Annotated in this window: 17 protein-coding genes; 10 read left to right on the plus strand and 7 right to left on the minus strand. The window is 33.0% G+C overall.

Annotated features, from left to right (window positions below; all coding sequences use genetic code 11):
* Positions 1-10: 10 nt before the first annotated feature.
* Positions 11-202: a hypothetical protein gene (locus J7574_RS07040; RefSeq protein WP_290966239.1), complete on the minus strand. Its 192-nt coding sequence runs from the start codon at positions 200-202 to the stop codon at positions 11-13.
* A gap of 213 nt (positions 203-415) precedes the next feature.
* Positions 416-895 carry a Dps family protein gene (locus J7574_RS07045; RefSeq protein ID WP_290966242.1) on the minus strand — a complete coding sequence of 160 codons (480 nt, stop codon included), beginning with the start codon at positions 893-895 and terminating at the stop codon, positions 416-418.
* A 107-nt stretch (positions 896-1,002) separates the two neighbouring features.
* Here J7574_RS07045 and J7574_RS07050 point away from each other — a divergent pair, with 107 nt between their 5' ends.
* Entirely contained in the window at positions 1,003-1,950 is a 948-nt protein-coding gene (locus J7574_RS07050; protein WP_290966250.1) for a LysR substrate-binding domain-containing protein, read from the plus strand.
* Between the two features lie 28 nt (positions 1,951-1,978).
* On the opposite strand, the gene J7574_RS07055 is transcribed toward J7574_RS07050, so the two are convergent.
* Together J7574_RS07055 and mnmD are read right to left on the minus strand one after the other, a co-directional pair.
* Positions 1,979-2,176 (minus strand): hypothetical protein, encoded by a 198-nt coding sequence (locus tag J7574_RS07055; RefSeq protein ID WP_008468486.1) that lies wholly within the window; start codon positions 2,174-2,176, stop codon positions 1,979-1,981.
* Between the two features lie 166 nt (positions 2,177-2,342).
* Positions 2,343-3,005, minus strand: coding sequence for a tRNA (5-methylaminomethyl-2-thiouridine)(34)-methyltransferase MnmD (gene mnmD / locus J7574_RS07060; RefSeq protein WP_290966257.1), 663 nt, complete (start codon positions 3,003-3,005; stop codon positions 2,343-2,345).
* Positions 3,006-3,313: 308 nt separating this feature from the next.
* On the opposite strand from mnmD, the gene J7574_RS07065 reads away from it, so the two are divergent.
* Positions 3,314-4,384 (plus strand): branched-chain amino acid aminotransferase, encoded by a 1,071-nt coding sequence (locus tag J7574_RS07065; RefSeq protein WP_290966260.1) that lies wholly within the window; start codon positions 3,314-3,316, stop codon positions 4,382-4,384.
* A 57-nt stretch (positions 4,385-4,441) separates the two neighbouring features.
* Here the strand turns inward: J7574_RS07065 and J7574_RS07070 are convergent, their stop codons facing one another.
* Positions 4,442-4,822 (minus strand): nucleoside triphosphate pyrophosphohydrolase family protein, encoded by a 381-nt coding sequence (locus tag J7574_RS07070; RefSeq protein WP_198856490.1) that lies wholly within the window; start codon positions 4,820-4,822, stop codon positions 4,442-4,444.
* Between the two features lie 132 nt (positions 4,823-4,954).
* Between J7574_RS07070 and J7574_RS07075 the strand changes: the two genes are divergently transcribed.
* The 5 genes from J7574_RS07075 to J7574_RS07095 all read left to right on the plus strand — a co-directional run bounded on the left by J7574_RS07075 (position 4,955) and on the right by J7574_RS07095 (position 8,004).
* Positions 4,955-5,143: a hypothetical protein gene (locus J7574_RS07075; RefSeq protein ID WP_290966266.1), complete on the plus strand. Its 189-nt coding sequence runs from the start codon at positions 4,955-4,957 to the stop codon at positions 5,141-5,143.
* Positions 5,144-5,236: 93 nt separating this feature from the next.
* The gene (locus tag J7574_RS07080; protein WP_290966269.1) at positions 5,237-6,436 is read left to right on the plus strand and encodes an SRPBCC family protein; all 1,200 of its coding nucleotides are present in this window, start codon (positions 5,237-5,239) and stop codon (positions 6,434-6,436) included.
* Positions 6,437-6,515: 79 nt separating this feature from the next.
* The gene (locus J7574_RS07085) at positions 6,516-7,058 is read left to right on the plus strand and encodes a sigma-70 family RNA polymerase sigma factor (RefSeq protein WP_290966271.1); all 543 of its coding nucleotides are present in this window, start codon (positions 6,516-6,518) and stop codon (positions 7,056-7,058) included.
* Positions 7,059-7,091: 33 nt separating this feature from the next.
* Positions 7,092-7,514, plus strand: a complete 423-nt coding sequence (locus tag J7574_RS07090) for a hypothetical protein (RefSeq protein ID WP_290966274.1) — start codon at positions 7,092-7,094, stop codon at positions 7,512-7,514.
* A gap of 31 nt (positions 7,515-7,545) precedes the next feature.
* A complete protein-coding gene (locus J7574_RS07095) occupies positions 7,546-8,004 on the plus strand; it encodes a sensor of ECF-type sigma factor (protein ID WP_290966278.1) in 459 nt (152 codons plus the stop codon).
* Positions 8,005-8,074: 70 nt separating this feature from the next.
* On the opposite strand, the gene J7574_RS07100 is transcribed toward J7574_RS07095, so the two are convergent.
* The gene (locus J7574_RS07100) at positions 8,075-9,136 is read right to left on the minus strand and encodes an oxidoreductase (RefSeq protein ID WP_290966286.1); all 1,062 of its coding nucleotides are present in this window, start codon (positions 9,134-9,136) and stop codon (positions 8,075-8,077) included.
* A gap of 249 nt (positions 9,137-9,385) precedes the next feature.
* Here J7574_RS07100 and J7574_RS07105 point away from each other — a divergent pair, with 249 nt between their 5' ends.
* The 3 genes from J7574_RS07105 (at position 9,386) to J7574_RS07115 (ending at position 14,159) form a co-directional block, all read left to right on the plus strand.
* Positions 9,386-10,699 carry a hypothetical protein gene (locus J7574_RS07105; RefSeq protein WP_290966289.1) on the plus strand — a complete coding sequence of 438 codons (1,314 nt, stop codon included), beginning with the start codon at positions 9,386-9,388 and terminating at the stop codon, positions 10,697-10,699.
* A gap of 133 nt (positions 10,700-10,832) precedes the next feature.
* Positions 10,833-12,806, plus strand: coding sequence for a KUP/HAK/KT family potassium transporter (locus J7574_RS07110; RefSeq protein ID WP_290966292.1), 1,974 nt, complete (start codon positions 10,833-10,835; stop codon positions 12,804-12,806).
* A 138-nt stretch (positions 12,807-12,944) separates the two neighbouring features.
* Entirely contained in the window at positions 12,945-14,159 is a 1,215-nt protein-coding gene (locus J7574_RS07115) for a methyltransferase domain-containing protein (RefSeq protein WP_290966294.1), read from the plus strand.
* 193 nt (positions 14,160-14,352) lie between these two features.
* Here J7574_RS07115 and J7574_RS07120 read toward each other — a convergent pair whose 3' ends face one another.
* Positions 14,353-15,396, minus strand: coding sequence for an AMP-binding protein (locus J7574_RS07120; RefSeq protein ID WP_290966297.1), 1,044 nt, complete (start codon positions 15,394-15,396; stop codon positions 14,353-14,355).
* Positions 15,397-15,399: the final 3 nt, after the last annotated feature.

A 15,399-nucleotide genomic window follows, 5' to 3' on the forward strand; every position in this document is an offset into this window, starting at 1 on the left:
ATCGGAAGTATTATGCTACGTTAGGTGGTGGAGCAAAGATGCTCGGAGAGATGTTGTCTAGTTTGACAATGTTTTCAGAAATGATTGTTTTTTTCGCGATGTAAACCGGAATTAAAACTTCGTGCTCCAAAATAGTAGGATGAACTACATTTTTAAGCTCTTTATGCACTTCTTCTTCAGCGATACTAAAAGATATAGCCACATTATTCCCTTTCTTTAAGACCTGAACAATTGTTGGGGTCGATAAGAAGGCAATAAATATGAATAATAATATGCGAGCTATAAATTTCATCAAAACAAAAATAGCGTTAAACAAATAAAATCAAAGAGATTTTTATAGAAATTTAACATCAATAAAAAAAGCAGAATGCAATTTTCATTCCATTCTGCTTATAATTATCTAAAAATAAACATTTTATAAAGTCTCTTCCAGCCAAGCGTTCATCATCCAAATGGTCTTTTCCTGTTCAGAAATAAAGTCACTCATCATAGAATTGGTACCTTCATCATTAATTTCTGCAGATTTGTTCAATATCTCCCTTTCGATTTTTAATAAATCAGACAGCGAATGAACAATTAACTGAACCGCTTTTTCATCGTTGGAAATATTTTTTCCAACCGTTAATTTATTGTTTTTAATATAGTCTTCAAAAGTATGTAAAGGCGTTCCTCCAATTGTTAGAACTCTTTCGGCAATCATATCTATTTTTAATTGTGCATCTGTATATAATTCTTCGAATTTTACATGTAGATCAAAGAAACGTTTTCCGCGAATATTCCAGTGAATCCCTCTCAAGTTTTGATAATACACCTGAAAATTTGACAATAATACATTCAGTTCTTTTACTAATAATTCTGATTCTTTTACAGGCAATCCTAAAATATTTGTCTTCATAATCTATTTTTTTACACTAATTTACTACAAATTTAGAGTAACTTTATTAAAATAAACATAAATAAAAATTATATTTTCCTATTTTTGCATCACAAATTACTATCAACATGACTATAACTCAATTGCAATATGTGTTAGCGGTTGCTGAGCATAAAAACTTCACCCTTGCGGCAGAAAAATGCTTTGTAACACAGCCCACTTTAAGTATGCAAATACAAAAAATCGAAGAAGAGCTTAATATTTTAATTTTTGACAGAAGCAAAAAACCGATTCAGCTGACGGACATCGGACAAAAAATTGTAAATCAGGCAAAAAATATTGTAAACGAAGCCGATCGTATAAAAGATATTGTAGAACAGCAGAAAGGTTTTATTGGAGGAGAATTTCGATTAGGGATTATTCCAACGATTATGCCTACGCTTCTGCCAATGTTTTTGAATAATTTCATTAAAAAATATCCAAAAGTAAAACTCTTAATTGAAGAGTTGAATACCGAGGAAATTATATTGAAATTGAAAAACGGACATCTCGATGCTGCCATTGCCGCAACACCGCTTGAAGACGAAAAAATAAAAGAGATCGTTTTGTATTTTGAACCTTTTGTAGCTTACATACCAGAACATCACGCGAGTTTTCAGAAAGAAGAAATTGAAGTTTCTGACTTAAATCTGAATGAAATTCTGCTATTGCAAGACGGACACTGCTTTAGAGACGGGATTTTGAATTTGTGCAAAAATGTCTCAGACGTCGATCAATCTAATTTCCAGATTCAAAGCGGCAGTTTTGAAACCTTAATTAAATTGGCAGACGAAGGCCTTGGTACAACGTTACTTCCGTACTTGCACACCTTAGACTTAAAAGAATCCGACAAACTGAAGCTCCGTAATTTTAAGGAGCCAAAACCTGCTCGAGAAGTAAGTTTAATTTACCCAAAGAGCGAATTAAAAATGCAAATCATTGACGCACTTAGATCTACAATTGCAGGCGTTGTAAAAGGCGCAATTGTTTTTCAGAATGTTCAAATCATTAGTCCATTACAAAAGAAAGCGCAATAAAAAAGGAGCCAATTTGGCTCCTTTTTCTTTATACTTTAATTAGTTGTAGACTTTGTTTTAATTCTGGTTTTCCGACAACGAAATTCAGTAACCACTCTTGCAATTGTTCCATCTCGTAAGGTAACAGTGTTTTGATAGCTTTTTCTAGCTCTTTGCAGAAAAGTACCGGGTCGAAACTAACTCTTTCAAGTATTGATTTCGTGTAATCAAACATCATTTTTGACATAATAAAATAAGATTTTCGGGGGTTATCTATTTTTTTAAACTCGAGCCAAATTTAAACAATTAACTAACATAAATTCTACTTTTAACTTATTTTTTAAAAAATTTTAATAACGAATACGTTTTCTTAAAACATATAAATCAATGTAGAATTATTCTAAATAACTCATTTAAACCTTTTTAAAAGCTCTAAACATTTCTCTTTTCCCTGGAGGTCCCGCCAATTTTTCTACCGTGAATCCAACTTCTATCATGCTTCTTTTAACAACTCCTCTAGCAGCATAAGTAACTAGAACACCATTTGGTTTTAAACTATTGTACATTTTCTGAAAAATTTCAGTACTCCAAAGCTCCGGCTGTACTCTATATCCGAAGGCATCAAAGTAAATCAAATCAAAAATCTCAAAATCGTCTATTTCGTGAAAAAATTGTTTCCTTTTGGTTAACGAGAACTGGTCGCAAATTTCTATTTTTTCATCCCAATCCGATTTATGCATTTTTTCAAAAATGTTATAAAATTCAGATGCTTCCAATTCTTCTGCATAATTCATTTCTAAAATCTCTTCTGCATCTACAGGATACGCTTCTACTCCAACATAATCAATAGGCTGATTTTTTCTAACAGACTCTAAAAAAGTGATAAAAGCATTTAAACCAGTTCCAAAACCTATTTCCAATATACTTATAGGATTGTCAAATAAAGAAAGTCCATTTTTAATAAATACATGTTTCGCTTCTTGAATTGCTCCATGTTTAGAATGATAGCATTCGTCCCATTCTGGCAAACGAATTGTAGTTGAGCCATCTAGCGTTTTAATTATTTCTCTTTTCACCTTTTTAAGAATTTAATAATGCCTTTTTATTGATTTTCAAGCCATTTTAATATTCAAATTTAGTCAAAACTAATGCGTAAAGCCTTAAAAATCGACACTTTTTTCATAAATTCTTTATAAAAATCAAGTAAATATTTGAGTTTATTATAGGATAAACAAATCTCAATTAAAACCATTAAATAATGAATTTTCACTAAGCATTTTACAGATTTTTGCGTAATTTTGCATTCAATAAATTCCATTTTACACGATATCATCACTTTAGATTTCTGACAGTGAAAAATATCTCACAAAAAACTTACATAACTATGAGTACAACTCAAACGAGCAAAATTGAAATCATTAAAGCTACTTCTACAAAAATCAACGGAGTAGATTTTGACAACTTAAGTTTTGGTGCTGTATTTACAGACCATTTATTCGAATGCGATTTTAAAAACGGGCAATGGCAAAATCCTGTCATTAAGCCTTATGCTCCTATTTTGATGGATCCATCTTCAAAAGTCTTCCATTACGGACAAGCTATTTTTGAAGGAATGAAAGCTTATAAAGACGAAAATAATGACATTTGGTTGTTTAGACCAGATGAAAATTACAAACGTTTTAATAATTCTGCTGTTCGTATGGCAATGCCAGAAATTCCAGAAGCTATTTTTATGGATGGTTTAAATGAATTATTGAAAATTGATCAAGAATGGATTCAGAGAGGAAACGGGGCGAGTATGTATATCCGTCCTTTTATGATCGCTACAGGTCCTGGAGTTATCGCAAATCCTTCTGACGAATATAAATTTATGATTTTACTTTCTCCAGCAAAAGCATACTATGGAGGTGAAGTAAAAGTAATCATTGCTGAACATTACAGTAGAGCTGCAAATGGCGGAATCGGAGCTGCAAAAGCTGCTGGAAACTACGCTGCTCAATTTTATCCAACTAACTTGGCAAACAAAGATGGTTTCCAACAAGTTATCTGGACAGATGATGCAACTCATACAAAACTAGAAGAAGCAGGAACAATGAATGTTTTCTTCAGAATCAACGATACTTTATTGACAGCTCCAACAAGCGAAAGAATTTTAGATGGTGTAACTAGAAAAAGTTTGATCGCAATGGCTGAAAAAGAAGGATTAAAAGTAGAAGTTCGTCCTGTAATTGTTTCTGAATTGGTGGAAGCTGCTAAAAACGGATCTTTGAAAGAAATCTTCGGAGCAGGAACTGCAGCAGTTATCAGCGTTATCAAAGGATTCTCTTATAAAGATGAGTACTTCGAAATGGCGCCAATCGAAAATTCTTACGCTTCTTTCTTAAAAGAAAAACTAACAAGTCTTCAAAACAAACTTTCTGAAGATACGTACGGATGGACTGTTAAAGTTCAATAATCCAAAACCATATTACAAAAGAAACCCGATAAATTAAAGTTTATCGGGTTTTGTTTTTTAAAATAATTTCGAAAAATCAGGTTTAAAATAATTCGGACCTTTCATTACTTTTCCGTCTTCGCGGTAAATTGGTTGGCCATCTTCTCCTAATTTACTCATATTACTGCGCTGGATTTCATCAAAAACAGCTTCAATTTTATCTTGAAGTCCGTGCTCGATAATGGTTCCGCACAAAATATACATCATATCTCCAAGCGCGTCTGCAATTTCAACTAAATCATTATTCTGAACCGCTTCATAATATTCCTCATTTTCTTCCTTCATTAAATTATAACGAAGCAATTTTTTCTCTGCTCCTACATCAGCCTTTGGCGTTGTGCTGTGGCCAATTCTAAAAGCGGTGTGAAATTCTGTTACGGCGTCAAGTTGTTTTTTCATATAGTAGTTTTCTTTTTTTGGCTAAATTAAGTCACTTTCTCATAAATCTGAAAATTTATTGAACGAAATGAAAAGGCAATTTAGCAGCAAATCGTTTACAAATGGCTAAATTTGCCAAAAAATTTTATAACTATGTTCAGTCAAGGTCAAATACAATTTGGAATATGTTTTTTTATCGCTTTTGTAATCGTTATGATATTTGCTTATCGAAAAGATTTGAAATTACATAAAGTCTTTTACAAAGGAAATTACAAAGTATTGCTCGCCTTTCTGCTTTTCATTGCCCTTCTGTTTGTGATTAAAATCTTTTTGAAAAGATAAATTTTCTTTGCCGCAAAATAAACCTAATAATTGCGGGTTATTAGTAAGACTCACGATAAAATTTATAACTTTACCGAAACCAAACAATCTACCATGAAAATTCTAAAGTATTTATTTCTTTTCGCCCTATTAAGCTTTGTAGCTCTTACTGTTTTTGTTGCAACTCAAAAAGGCAATTTTTCTGTAGAAAGAAGTAAAGTTATCAACTCACCTCGTGCGACGGTTTATAATTACTTAAACGACTTTAGAAATTACGAAGATTTTGAATCATGGTCTGTTGAAGACCCTTCTATCAAAGTGACATACGCTAATAAAACTAGCGGAAATGGCGCTTCATTTTATTGGGATGGTGCCGATGGAAAAGGAAATTCTATAATCCTTAAAACAAAAGAAGGCGAAAGCATTGATCAAAAGATGCAATTTGACGGCTCCGAAGCTGATGTAAATTGGACTTTAAAAGATACTTTAAACGGAAAAACAAAAGTTACCTGGAAAGGAAAAGGAACAATGAGTTTTCTATTTAAAATATATACCGCTCTTCACGGAGGTTCTGACCGAGTTATCGGAACTATTTATGAAAAAAGTTTAGCCAATATTGATAAAAACTTAGATTACGAAACCAGAACGTATGCTGTAAAGGTAGATGGAGTGGTGAAGAAAACCGAAACACCTTATATCAAACAAACTTTTACAAGCGAAATTGCCAAAGTAGCTAAAAACGCTAGAATTGTAATTCCGAAACTTATTCATTTTAGCGAAACGAATGGTTTGGCCGCAAGCGGAAAACCTTTTATTATTTACCATACTTACGACACTAAAACCGGTTTAGCCAAAATTTCTATTTGTTTGCCTATTAATAGAGAGATTTCAACTAGCGCAGGAAGTGATATTTTATCTGGAAAATTAAATGGTTTTGATGCTGTAAAAACAACCCTAAACGGAGATTACTCTCATAGAAACGAAGCAATTACTAAAACAACCGCTTATATAAACAACGAAAAGATTATTCCAGACTTAAGCTGGTCGCATCTTGAAATCTTAACGTTAAGCAAGTTAGACGTAAAAGCTTCTTCGAAATTGGTGACTGAAATTTATTTCCCAATAAAACCAAAAGTAGTTCCTGTAGCTACTGAGCCTGCTTATGCTCCGACAAGTTCTAGCGAAACGCAAACCGATTCGTATACAGAACCACGTACAGAACAGCCACGCACAGAGCCAGTAAAACGCAAACCAGTTGCGCCTGCTCCTGCCCCTGCACAAACACCTGCAAAAGAAGAAGATTCAGAGTTTTAAATATTTTCAAAAGCATATTAAACCTTTTGCCTAAAATTCTGTCTAAATTCTATTAAAGAAAGTTTACAAAACAAAAAGTTTGATAGACGAGAAAGAATTTATAAAACAATTATTAAGCCCTGAAACGCAAAATACTGCGTTTCAAAAACTCTTGTCTGATTATCAGAAACCTTTGTATTCTCATATTCGAAACATTGTTTTGAATCATGATGATACAGATGATGTTTTACAAAACACTTTTGTAAAAGTCTTTCAAAATCTTAAAAACTTTAAAGGAGAAAGTAAACTTTTTTCCTGGATGTACCGCATTGCTACTAATGAAGCTTTGACATTTTTATCGCAAAAAGCAAAATTAAACGGAATTTCATCTGAAGATCTGCAGAATAAAACAATCGATAACTTAAAAGCTGATCTTTATTTTGATGGAGATGAGATTCAAATCAAACTTCAAAAGGCAATTGTAACACTTCCAGAAAAACAGCAATTGGTTTTCAAAATGAAATATTTTGAAGAATTAAAATACGAAGAAATCGCAGATATTCTAGGAACATCTGTTGGAGCTTTGAAAGCATCCTATCATCACGCAGTAAAAAAAATCGAATTATATGTTACGTCAAATTAAACCTTTTGTAACAAAAACTATCTTATTAGTATTATGAAAACATTTAAATTAGAAAACGAACCCAAAATAAAATCTGGATTTAAAACGCCAGACCATAATTATTTTGATGATTTTTCAGAAAAGGTTTTACAGCAATTAAACGAAAAAGAAGTTAAAGTAATTCCTTTTTACAAACGTAAAAAAACATTTTCTCTGGCGGCTGCAGCTGTAATTGGTTTTGCATTGTTAATACCAATCGTAAATAATTATAGAACAACCTCTAGCGATTTTGACGAAGCGACATTAGAAACTTATTTATCTTACCAATCGAATATAAGCCAATACGATTTGATTCAGAAACTGGACGACAGCGATATAGAAAAATTAAACAATGAAATTAATTTGGAAGACGAAACGCTAGAAGACATTTTATCTACAAGTCCGAATATCGAGCACTTAATTTCAGAACAAAATTAAACTTTACTTAACTCAACAACTTAGCTTAACAATGAAAATAAAAAACATTTTACCGCTATTGCTATTTCTGACAAGTTTTTCATTTTTTGCACAAAATGGAAATGTCGATGAAAAGCGTGAAAAAATTAAAGCTTTTAAAGTTTCTTTTCTAACCACAGAATTGGAACTAACTCCAACAGAAGCCGAAAAATTTTGGCCTATTTACAATGCTTATGACGATAAACAATTCGAATTAAGACATTTAAAAATGAAGACGTATCTAAAGAAGTTGAATGATGACAACATTAAAAATCTTTCAGATAAAGAAGCCTTAACTTTATTAGCTCAAATAGAAAGTACAGATAAAGAATTATATCAGCTTCGTGAAAAATTCATGAACAATGTCAAAAAAGTACTTCCAGCAAAAAAGATATTATTGCTTAAAAAATCGGAAGACGATTTTAACCGAAAATTATTGCAGCAATACCGCGACAAAGCTAATAAAGATTAAACTTAACGAAACAACAGCGATAAGAACCCTATATAATAATACTTACTTTATTATTTAGGGTTCTTATTTTTTATTTAAAATTAAGTCGCACCACTTTATTATGTCCTGCAGCGATTGCAGTATTTCTATTGACAAAACGAATGGTAAAAAATTTTGTATCTGTAGAAAGCTGCATCCAGTTTTCTCCTCCATTTTGAGAATATTGTATCCCTTCAGAACCTACGCAAACAATCTCTCTTCCATTACCTCCCGGAACATATTGTACACATGACGCATAACCAAATCCCATATTCTGGCCTATTAATTCCCATGTTTTGCCGCCATCTTTCGTAAAGGCTTTATTGTTTATTTTTTGATTCGGAAGATCATAATCTCCTCCTGCGATAAAACCTTGTTTAGAATCGTAAAAATCGGCAGTAAAAATTCCTGTCATTTGTTTTCCCTGCACTATAGGAGTTTCTACAACTTTCCATGTTTTTGCTTTATCTGGAGAATAAAAAACACGTGCTTTTTTTCCTCCTGACACTAGCCATGTATCATTTCCCTTAATCACTATATTAGTATTGCTGGCCGCAAAAGCTGCTTCTCCTGTACTATTTGTTGGTAATTTATCAGACAGCAATTTTGTCCACGTTTCTCCTCCGTCACGAGTTACAATAATGGAGAAAGTATCTTCTGTGGGATCGCCAATTGCAATTCCTTCCTTATCATTCCAAAACTGCATGCTATCGTAAAAAACTTTCGGATTAATTTCTTTATAAACCAATTTAACTTTGCGATCCTTTTTTGAAACAGAATATAGAAGTGCTGGATTGGCAACACTCAATAAAAAAATATCTTTAGAAGTTTGTGCGATACTTCTAAATTCTAATTTAAGAGTATCACGATAAATATGTTCTTCAAATTTTTCTTTTTTATCGAGATCATAATAACCAAAACGAGAATTATCGCCTCCGTACCAAACTTTATCTTTATCAATTAGAATTGCTCTAATGCTAATTCTATCCTTAAATAATGTATCTATTGTCATTGAAGTAAAACCATTGTTATAAACAATATCTGCTTTATGATTAAATGATCTAAAAGACATCAATAAAATAAAAATAACACAAAATAAAGCGAGTTTTTTCATAGGAAACTTAAAATTTGGTTAACGCTAAAATACAATTAATTCCCACATGGAAAATTAATTTTCGACTTTTTTCAACAATATTATTTAACCTTTCTTTTCTAGTTCTTTATGCGAAAAAAGAGCAAAACCATTTCACTCAAAAATCAAACACCTAACAATCAATAACTTAACCATACAAGAATAACATATAAATTTTATGGCACAATAATTGGATATCTCACAATACAAATAATTTAATATGAATTAGCCATGAAAGCGAAATTACTTTTAATAGCGATAACTGCCTTAGTTTTTGGTTCTTGTGCCGTACAAGGTCAAACTACTGTTTATGCAAAAAACTCAGATATAAGCGATAACTTAGATTTAAGGGCTGTTGCTTCGATGTTTGGAGAATCAGCCAACCTTCAAGATTTTGAAAGACGTTTAAACGATCCGAAATATCAAATATCAAACCTTGACCTTAATGGTGATGACGAAGTAGACTACTTACGTGTGATTGAAAGTGTGGAAAATAGAACACACGTTATTATTATACAAGCCGTTTTAGACCGTGATGTTTATCAAGACATTGCAACAATAGATGTTGAAAGAGACAATTACAATAAAGTAAGCGTTCAGGTTGTAGGTAATACTTATTTATATGGCGCAAATTACATTTATGAGCCAGTTTATACGGTAGCTCCTGTTATCTATTCTTCATTCTGGGTAACCAATTATAGACCATACTGCTCAACTTGGTATTGGGGCTATTATCCAACATATTATACAACATGGGCGCCTTATCCTATTTACAGATATAGAAACAATATTAATGTTTGCATCAATTTAAGCAATCGTTACAACTATGTTAATGTAAGAAGAAGCTATAGAGCTCCCGTAATTTACGAATCAAGACGTACTTATGGTTACGAAAGAATGCGTCCGAATTATAGTTTTGCAGAAAGACATGCCAACACAAGCAACAGATATGAGTTAGATCAAAGACGTGTTGCAAGCAGAGACTATAACCAAAACACTTATAACACAAACAGAAATTACACAGGAAGAACAACATCTGACAATGGATTTTCTAACAGAACGTATGCCGAAAACAGAAACAATACCAATAGAGTTTCTGTAGACAGAAACAACAATGGTTATGGCAATAGCAATTCAAACAGAGGCTATAACACTACAGGAAGAAGCTCTGAAAATGTATATACAGAAAGAAATACTAATCGTGGTTATTCTAATAATGACAATAATGCTTCAAGAGGTGAGAATACTCCGAGAATGCAAAACACTCAAAGAGTAGAATATGGAAACAGCAATTCTTCTAATGCCTCAAGAGATTATTCTAACCGTGAAGCTTCTAGTCCGAGAATAGAAAGAAGTTCAAGAAGTTATTCTGAAAACCAATCTAGCAATTCAAACAGAGATTATTCTGCAAGACCACAGCAAAGCCAGCGTTCAGAATCTCCTAGAATGAGTCAAGAATCTCCTAGAATGAGCCAAGAATCAAGAGGTGGTCAAAACCAAAGAGATGGCGGTTCATACTCTAGAGGAAACGGCAGAAGAGGTTAATTTTAGAAATAAATAATATTCAAAAAGGAAAGCACAATTTTACGATTGTGCTTTTTTTTATCTTTTTAATTATAATTGCCGCTAATTTGTTTTAAAACAGTAAATTTGCAACCGTCTTTTTATAAAATTATACATGAGCGCATCGCATAAAAACTTACATAGTAAGTTGTCTATTGGGGGTTTATTAATTACTTTAGGGATTATTTATGGAGATATTGGAACTTCTCCATTGTATGTAATGAAGGCTATTTTAGGCGATCATACTATAAATGCCGATATTGTTTTAGGAGGTATTTCCTGTGTTTTCTGGACTTTAACACTACAAACTACAATAAAATATGTACTTATTACTTTGAGTGCAGACAACCATGGTGAGGGAGGAATTTTTGCATTGTATGCATTGGTCAAGAAAACCAAAATTCAATGGCTCATTGTACCCGCCATTATTGGAGGTAGTGCCCTGCTCGCCGACGGAATTATTACTCCACCCATTTCGATTTCATCTGCCGTAGAAGGAATTAGAGCATTCTATCCAACTATGGAAACCCAAACAATTGTATATATCGTAATTACAATTCTGTTTGTTTTATTCACCATTCAGCAGTTCGGAACTAAATTGGTTGGTAAATTCTTTGCTCCAATGATGTTAATTTGGTTCGTTATGCTAGGAACTTTAGGAGCAATTCAGGTACTTAATTATCCTGAAGTAATCAAAGCAATCAATCCGTACTACGCTTATCACTTATTATCGATACATCCTGACGGATTCTTTGTTCTTGGTTTCGTATTCTTATGTACTACAGGAGCTGAAGCTTTATATTCTGACATGGGGCACTGTGGTAGAAAAAACATCAGAATCAGCTGGATTTTTGTAAAAGCAACCTTAGTTTTAAACTACTTCGGACAAGCCGCTTATTTAATTCACCACGAAGGAAGCACATTGCAGCAATTAGGTGGAGAAAATGGAAATCCATTTTACTTAATCATGCCGCATTGGTTCTTGCCATTCGGAATTGTAGTTGCAACTCTTGCAGCCGTAATTGCTTCTCAAGCACTTATTTCTGGTTCGTTTACTTTGATTAACGAGGCAATGCGTCTGAATTTCTGGCCAAAAGTAAAAATCAAATATCCAACAGAAGTAAAAGGTCAATTATATATTCCTTCTATTAACTGGCTATTGTTTTTTGGCTGTGTTGGAATCGTTTTACATTTCGAAAAATCAGGAAACATGGAGCATGCTTATGGTCTTGCCATTATCTTGTGTATGATTATGACAACCATTTTGCTAAACTATTACTTAATCATGAAACGTGTAAAACTGTACTTTATGGTACCGCTTATCACTATTTATTTATTGATTGAGTTTAGTTTCTTGTTTGCTAATATTACCAAATTTGCCGAAGGTGGTTACGTAACCCTGATTATAGCAAGTATGCTGATTTCTGTAATGACAATCTGGTATCTGGCTAAGAAAATCAACAAAAACTATACAAAAGTGGTTAAAATTGACGACTACAAACGTGTATTAGTTGAGTTAAGCCAAGATTTGTCTATTCCGAAATATGCTACTCACTTGGTTTATATGACCAATGCCAATCGCGTAGATGAGCTGGAGGAAAAAGTAATTTATTCTATCCTTCAAAAACGTCCAAAAAGAGCAGATATCTATTGGTTTGTTCACGTTAATATCTTGACTGAACCATACAAAACGCAATACAAAGTAACCGAAATTGCAAAAGACGATATTTACAGAATTGATTTCAATTTAGGTTTTAGAGAACCAACCAAAATCAATTTAATGTTTAGAGAAGTTATCAAAGACATGGTAAAACGTGGCGAAGTGGATATTACCAGCCGTTACGAGTCTTTGAACAAAAACAATATTATTGGAGACTTTAAATTTGTATTGTCTGAGAAATTCCTATCCAATGACAACGACCTAAGATGGCATGAAAACATTATCATGAATTCTTATTTCTTCATCAAAAAACTGAGTTTGTCTGAAGAAAGAGCTTTTGGTTTAGACAGCAGCTCTGTAAAAATAGAGAAATTCCCAATGGTGCTTCATGCTCCAGAAAATATTGGATTAACGCGTATTACTAAATAATTCGCTTTTAAATAATTCAAAAAAAACACTCTAAATTAGAGTGTTTTTTTTCTTTTAATGAGAGTTAGAACAAGATTCGCTATTAAAAATTTAACTTTCAATCAATTAATAGTACCTTTGCACCTTCAAATAAATAAAATGAGATTACACAGAAATTTAGTTTATACGACAATCGATTCTTTGAACGCAATTTTCAACGAAGGGGAATATGCAGACAAAGTGGTAGCCAGAGCCTTAAAAAAAGACAAACGCTGGGGAAGTTCTGATCGAAAATTTGTTGCTGAAACCATATACGAAATTGTTCGCTGGAAACGATTATACGCCGAAATTGCCGAAGTAAAAGAACCATATGACAGAGATAATCTATGGAGAATGTTTGCTGTTTGGGCTGTACTACGCGGCTATCCAATTCCAGATTGGAGACAATTGGAAGGAACTCCAGAAAGAAAAATAAAAGGCCGTTTTGACGAATTATCTAAAACCAGAGCAATTAAAGAATCTATTCCAGATTGGATGGATGAATTGGGAGTTAAGGAATTAGGAGAAAAAGTCTGGGCAAAAGAAATTGCAGCTCAAAATCAGCCTGCAAAGGTTATTCTTAGAACTAATACTTTAAAAGGAACAAAAGAAAGCCTTAGAAATACTTTAATGGATTTAAATATTGAAACTGAATATTTAAAAGACCAGCCAGATGCTCTTGTTTTGAAAGAAAGAGCAAATGTATTCTTGACAGACGCTTTCAAACAAGGTTTATTTGAAGTTCAAGATGCCAACTCACAATTAGTTGCGGGATTTTTGGATGTAAAGCCAGGAATGCGGGTAGTGGATACTTGCGCAGGAGCGGGCGGAAAAACATTGCACATGGCTTCTTTAATGCAAAATAAAGGTCAGCTGATTGCAATGGATTTGTATGAAAGTAAATTAAAACAATTGAAATTAAGAGCGAAAAGAAACGGCGCTTTTAATATTGAATACCGTATAATCGACAGCACAAAGGTGATTAAAAAACTGCACGAAAAAGCAGATCGCGTTTTAATCGATGCGCCTTGTAGCGGATTGGGGGTTTTAAAACGAAATCCAGATTCTAAATGGAAATTGCAGCCTGAATTTATCGATAACATCAGAAAAGTTCAAAGCGAAGTTTTAGAAAGCTATTCCAAAATTGTAAAACCAGGCGGAAAATTGGTTTATGCAACTTGTTCAGTTTTACCTTCAGAAAACCAAGAGCAAGTAGAGAAATTCTTGAAAACAGAAATCGGAAAACAATTTACTTTTATTGAAGACCGTAAAATGTTAGCCTCAGAATCTGGTTTTGACGGATTCTATATGGCGCTTATGGAACGTAAAGCTTAAGGGGTAAAATTCCAATATTTTAAATTCCAAATTCCAATTAATAAAGAAATTCCAATTCTTGGAATTACTTAATATTCAAAATCCCAAATTTCAATCTTAGTTATTGAAATTTGGGATTTTTATTTCTAGTCCAACTTTGTCAAAGTTTAAAACTTTGACAAAGTTCTAAACGCAAAGCTTGGAATTTGGAATTTTAAGCTTGTAAGCTTGGCTTTCGAAGCAATTTTCCGTTTTCATTTTCTTTAAATTTTGAAACAAAAACGACCTCTTTTGGTTTTTCATATTTTCCTAAACCATCAAAGAAGTCAGGCTCAAATTCTTGTTTTTCTCCTTCAATAACCAAAACCAATTTCTCACCTAAAGTAGTATCTGGGAGTCCGGTAACGAAAAATCTGTTGGCAATTTTCCCAATCAATTTAGCCTCAATCTGTTCTGGAATCAGCTTTACTCCCCCACTATTGATTACGTTATCAATTCGTCCTAAAAATTTAAACTGCTGTTCGTTCAGCAATTCAACCAAATCATTTGTTACAATTGGTTCCTCTGAAATTGAAGCTACATTAATAACCAAACATTGGCGATCGTCTTGAGAAATTTTCACATTTGGCAGAATCGAAAAAACAGAATCGCCCAAACGTTTTGCCGCAATATGCGTAATGGTTTCTGTCATTCCGTATGTCTCGTAGATTTCTGTTTTAAGTGGTAACAGTTTTTCTTCCAAAGCCGAATCTAATTTAGCCCCTCCAATGATCAACTTGCGAACTTTAGAAAGCCCTTCAATTGAATTTTGTACTTGAAGCGGTACCATCGCTACAAAATCGTAAGTCGTTTTATTGAACTCCAGCGGATTAAGACTTGGAGAAACCACATCCAATTCTAAGCCTAAAATTAAACTTCTTACCAACATCATTTTTCCAGCAATAAACTGGGTCGGAAGGCATAGTAAAGCTTTATCTCCTGGCTCTAAATCAAAAAAATCACCTGTTGCTAAGGCAGATTGAATCATTGCCTGCTTTTTTAGTCTGACTAATTTTGGAAGACCTGTTGTTCCAGAAGTGGTCATTTCGATATAATCTTTTTTATCAAACCAGTCCAAAAAGAACTCTCCAATAGATTGTTCGTAAGCATCTCCCTCTTTGATGAAACTATAAGCAACACGACACAGATCTTTGGCATTTAAATGATAACCATTTAATTTGAAATAATTGTGAACGTTATTTTGAGTTAAGTTTTGCATATT

The organism is Flavobacterium sp., assembly GCF_017744675.1.
Taxonomy (GTDB): domain Bacteria; phylum Bacteroidota; class Bacteroidia; order Flavobacteriales; family Flavobacteriaceae; genus Flavobacterium.

Bases quoted from the DNA above. Each gene is read 5' to 3' on its own strand.
- J7574_RS07045 (WP_290966242.1), bottom strand. From the start codon at position 895: ATGAAGACAAATATTTTAGGATTGCCTGTAAAAGAATCAGAATTATTA.
- J7574_RS07050 (WP_290966250.1), top strand. From the start codon at position 1,003: ATGACTATAACTCAATTGCAATATGTGTTAGCGGTTGCTGAGCATAAA.
- J7574_RS07055 (WP_008468486.1), bottom strand. From the start codon at position 2,176: ATGTCAAAAATGATGTTTGATTACACGAAATCAATACTTGAAAGAGTT.
- J7574_RS07065 (WP_290966260.1), top strand. From the start codon at position 3,314: ATGAGTACAACTCAAACGAGCAAAATTGAAATCATTAAAGCTACTTCT.
- J7574_RS07070 (WP_198856490.1), bottom strand. From the start codon at position 4,822: ATGAAAAAACAACTTGACGCCGTAACAGAATTTCACACCGCTTTTAGA.
- J7574_RS07075 (WP_290966266.1), top strand. From the start codon at position 4,955: ATGTTCAGTCAAGGTCAAATACAATTTGGAATATGTTTTTTTATCGCT.
- J7574_RS07080 (WP_290966269.1), top strand. From the start codon at position 5,237: ATGAAAATTCTAAAGTATTTATTTCTTTTCGCCCTATTAAGCTTTGTA.
- J7574_RS07090 (WP_290966274.1), top strand. From the start codon at position 7,092: ATGAAAACATTTAAATTAGAAAACGAACCCAAAATAAAATCTGGATTT.
- J7574_RS07095 (WP_290966278.1), top strand. From the start codon at position 7,546: ATGAAAATAAAAAACATTTTACCGCTATTGCTATTTCTGACAAGTTTT.
- J7574_RS07100 (WP_290966286.1), bottom strand. From the start codon at position 9,136: ATGAAAAAACTCGCTTTATTTTGTGTTATTTTTATTTTATTGATGTCT.
- J7574_RS07105 (WP_290966289.1), top strand. From the start codon at position 9,386: ATGAAAGCGAAATTACTTTTAATAGCGATAACTGCCTTAGTTTTTGGT.
- J7574_RS07110 (WP_290966292.1), top strand. From the start codon at position 10,833: ATGAGCGCATCGCATAAAAACTTACATAGTAAGTTGTCTATTGGGGGT.
- J7574_RS07115 (WP_290966294.1), top strand. From the start codon at position 12,945: ATGAGATTACACAGAAATTTAGTTTATACGACAATCGATTCTTTGAAC.
- J7574_RS07120 (WP_290966297.1), bottom strand. From the start codon at position 15,396: ATGCAAAACTTAACTCAAAATAACGTTCACAATTATTTCAAATTAAAT.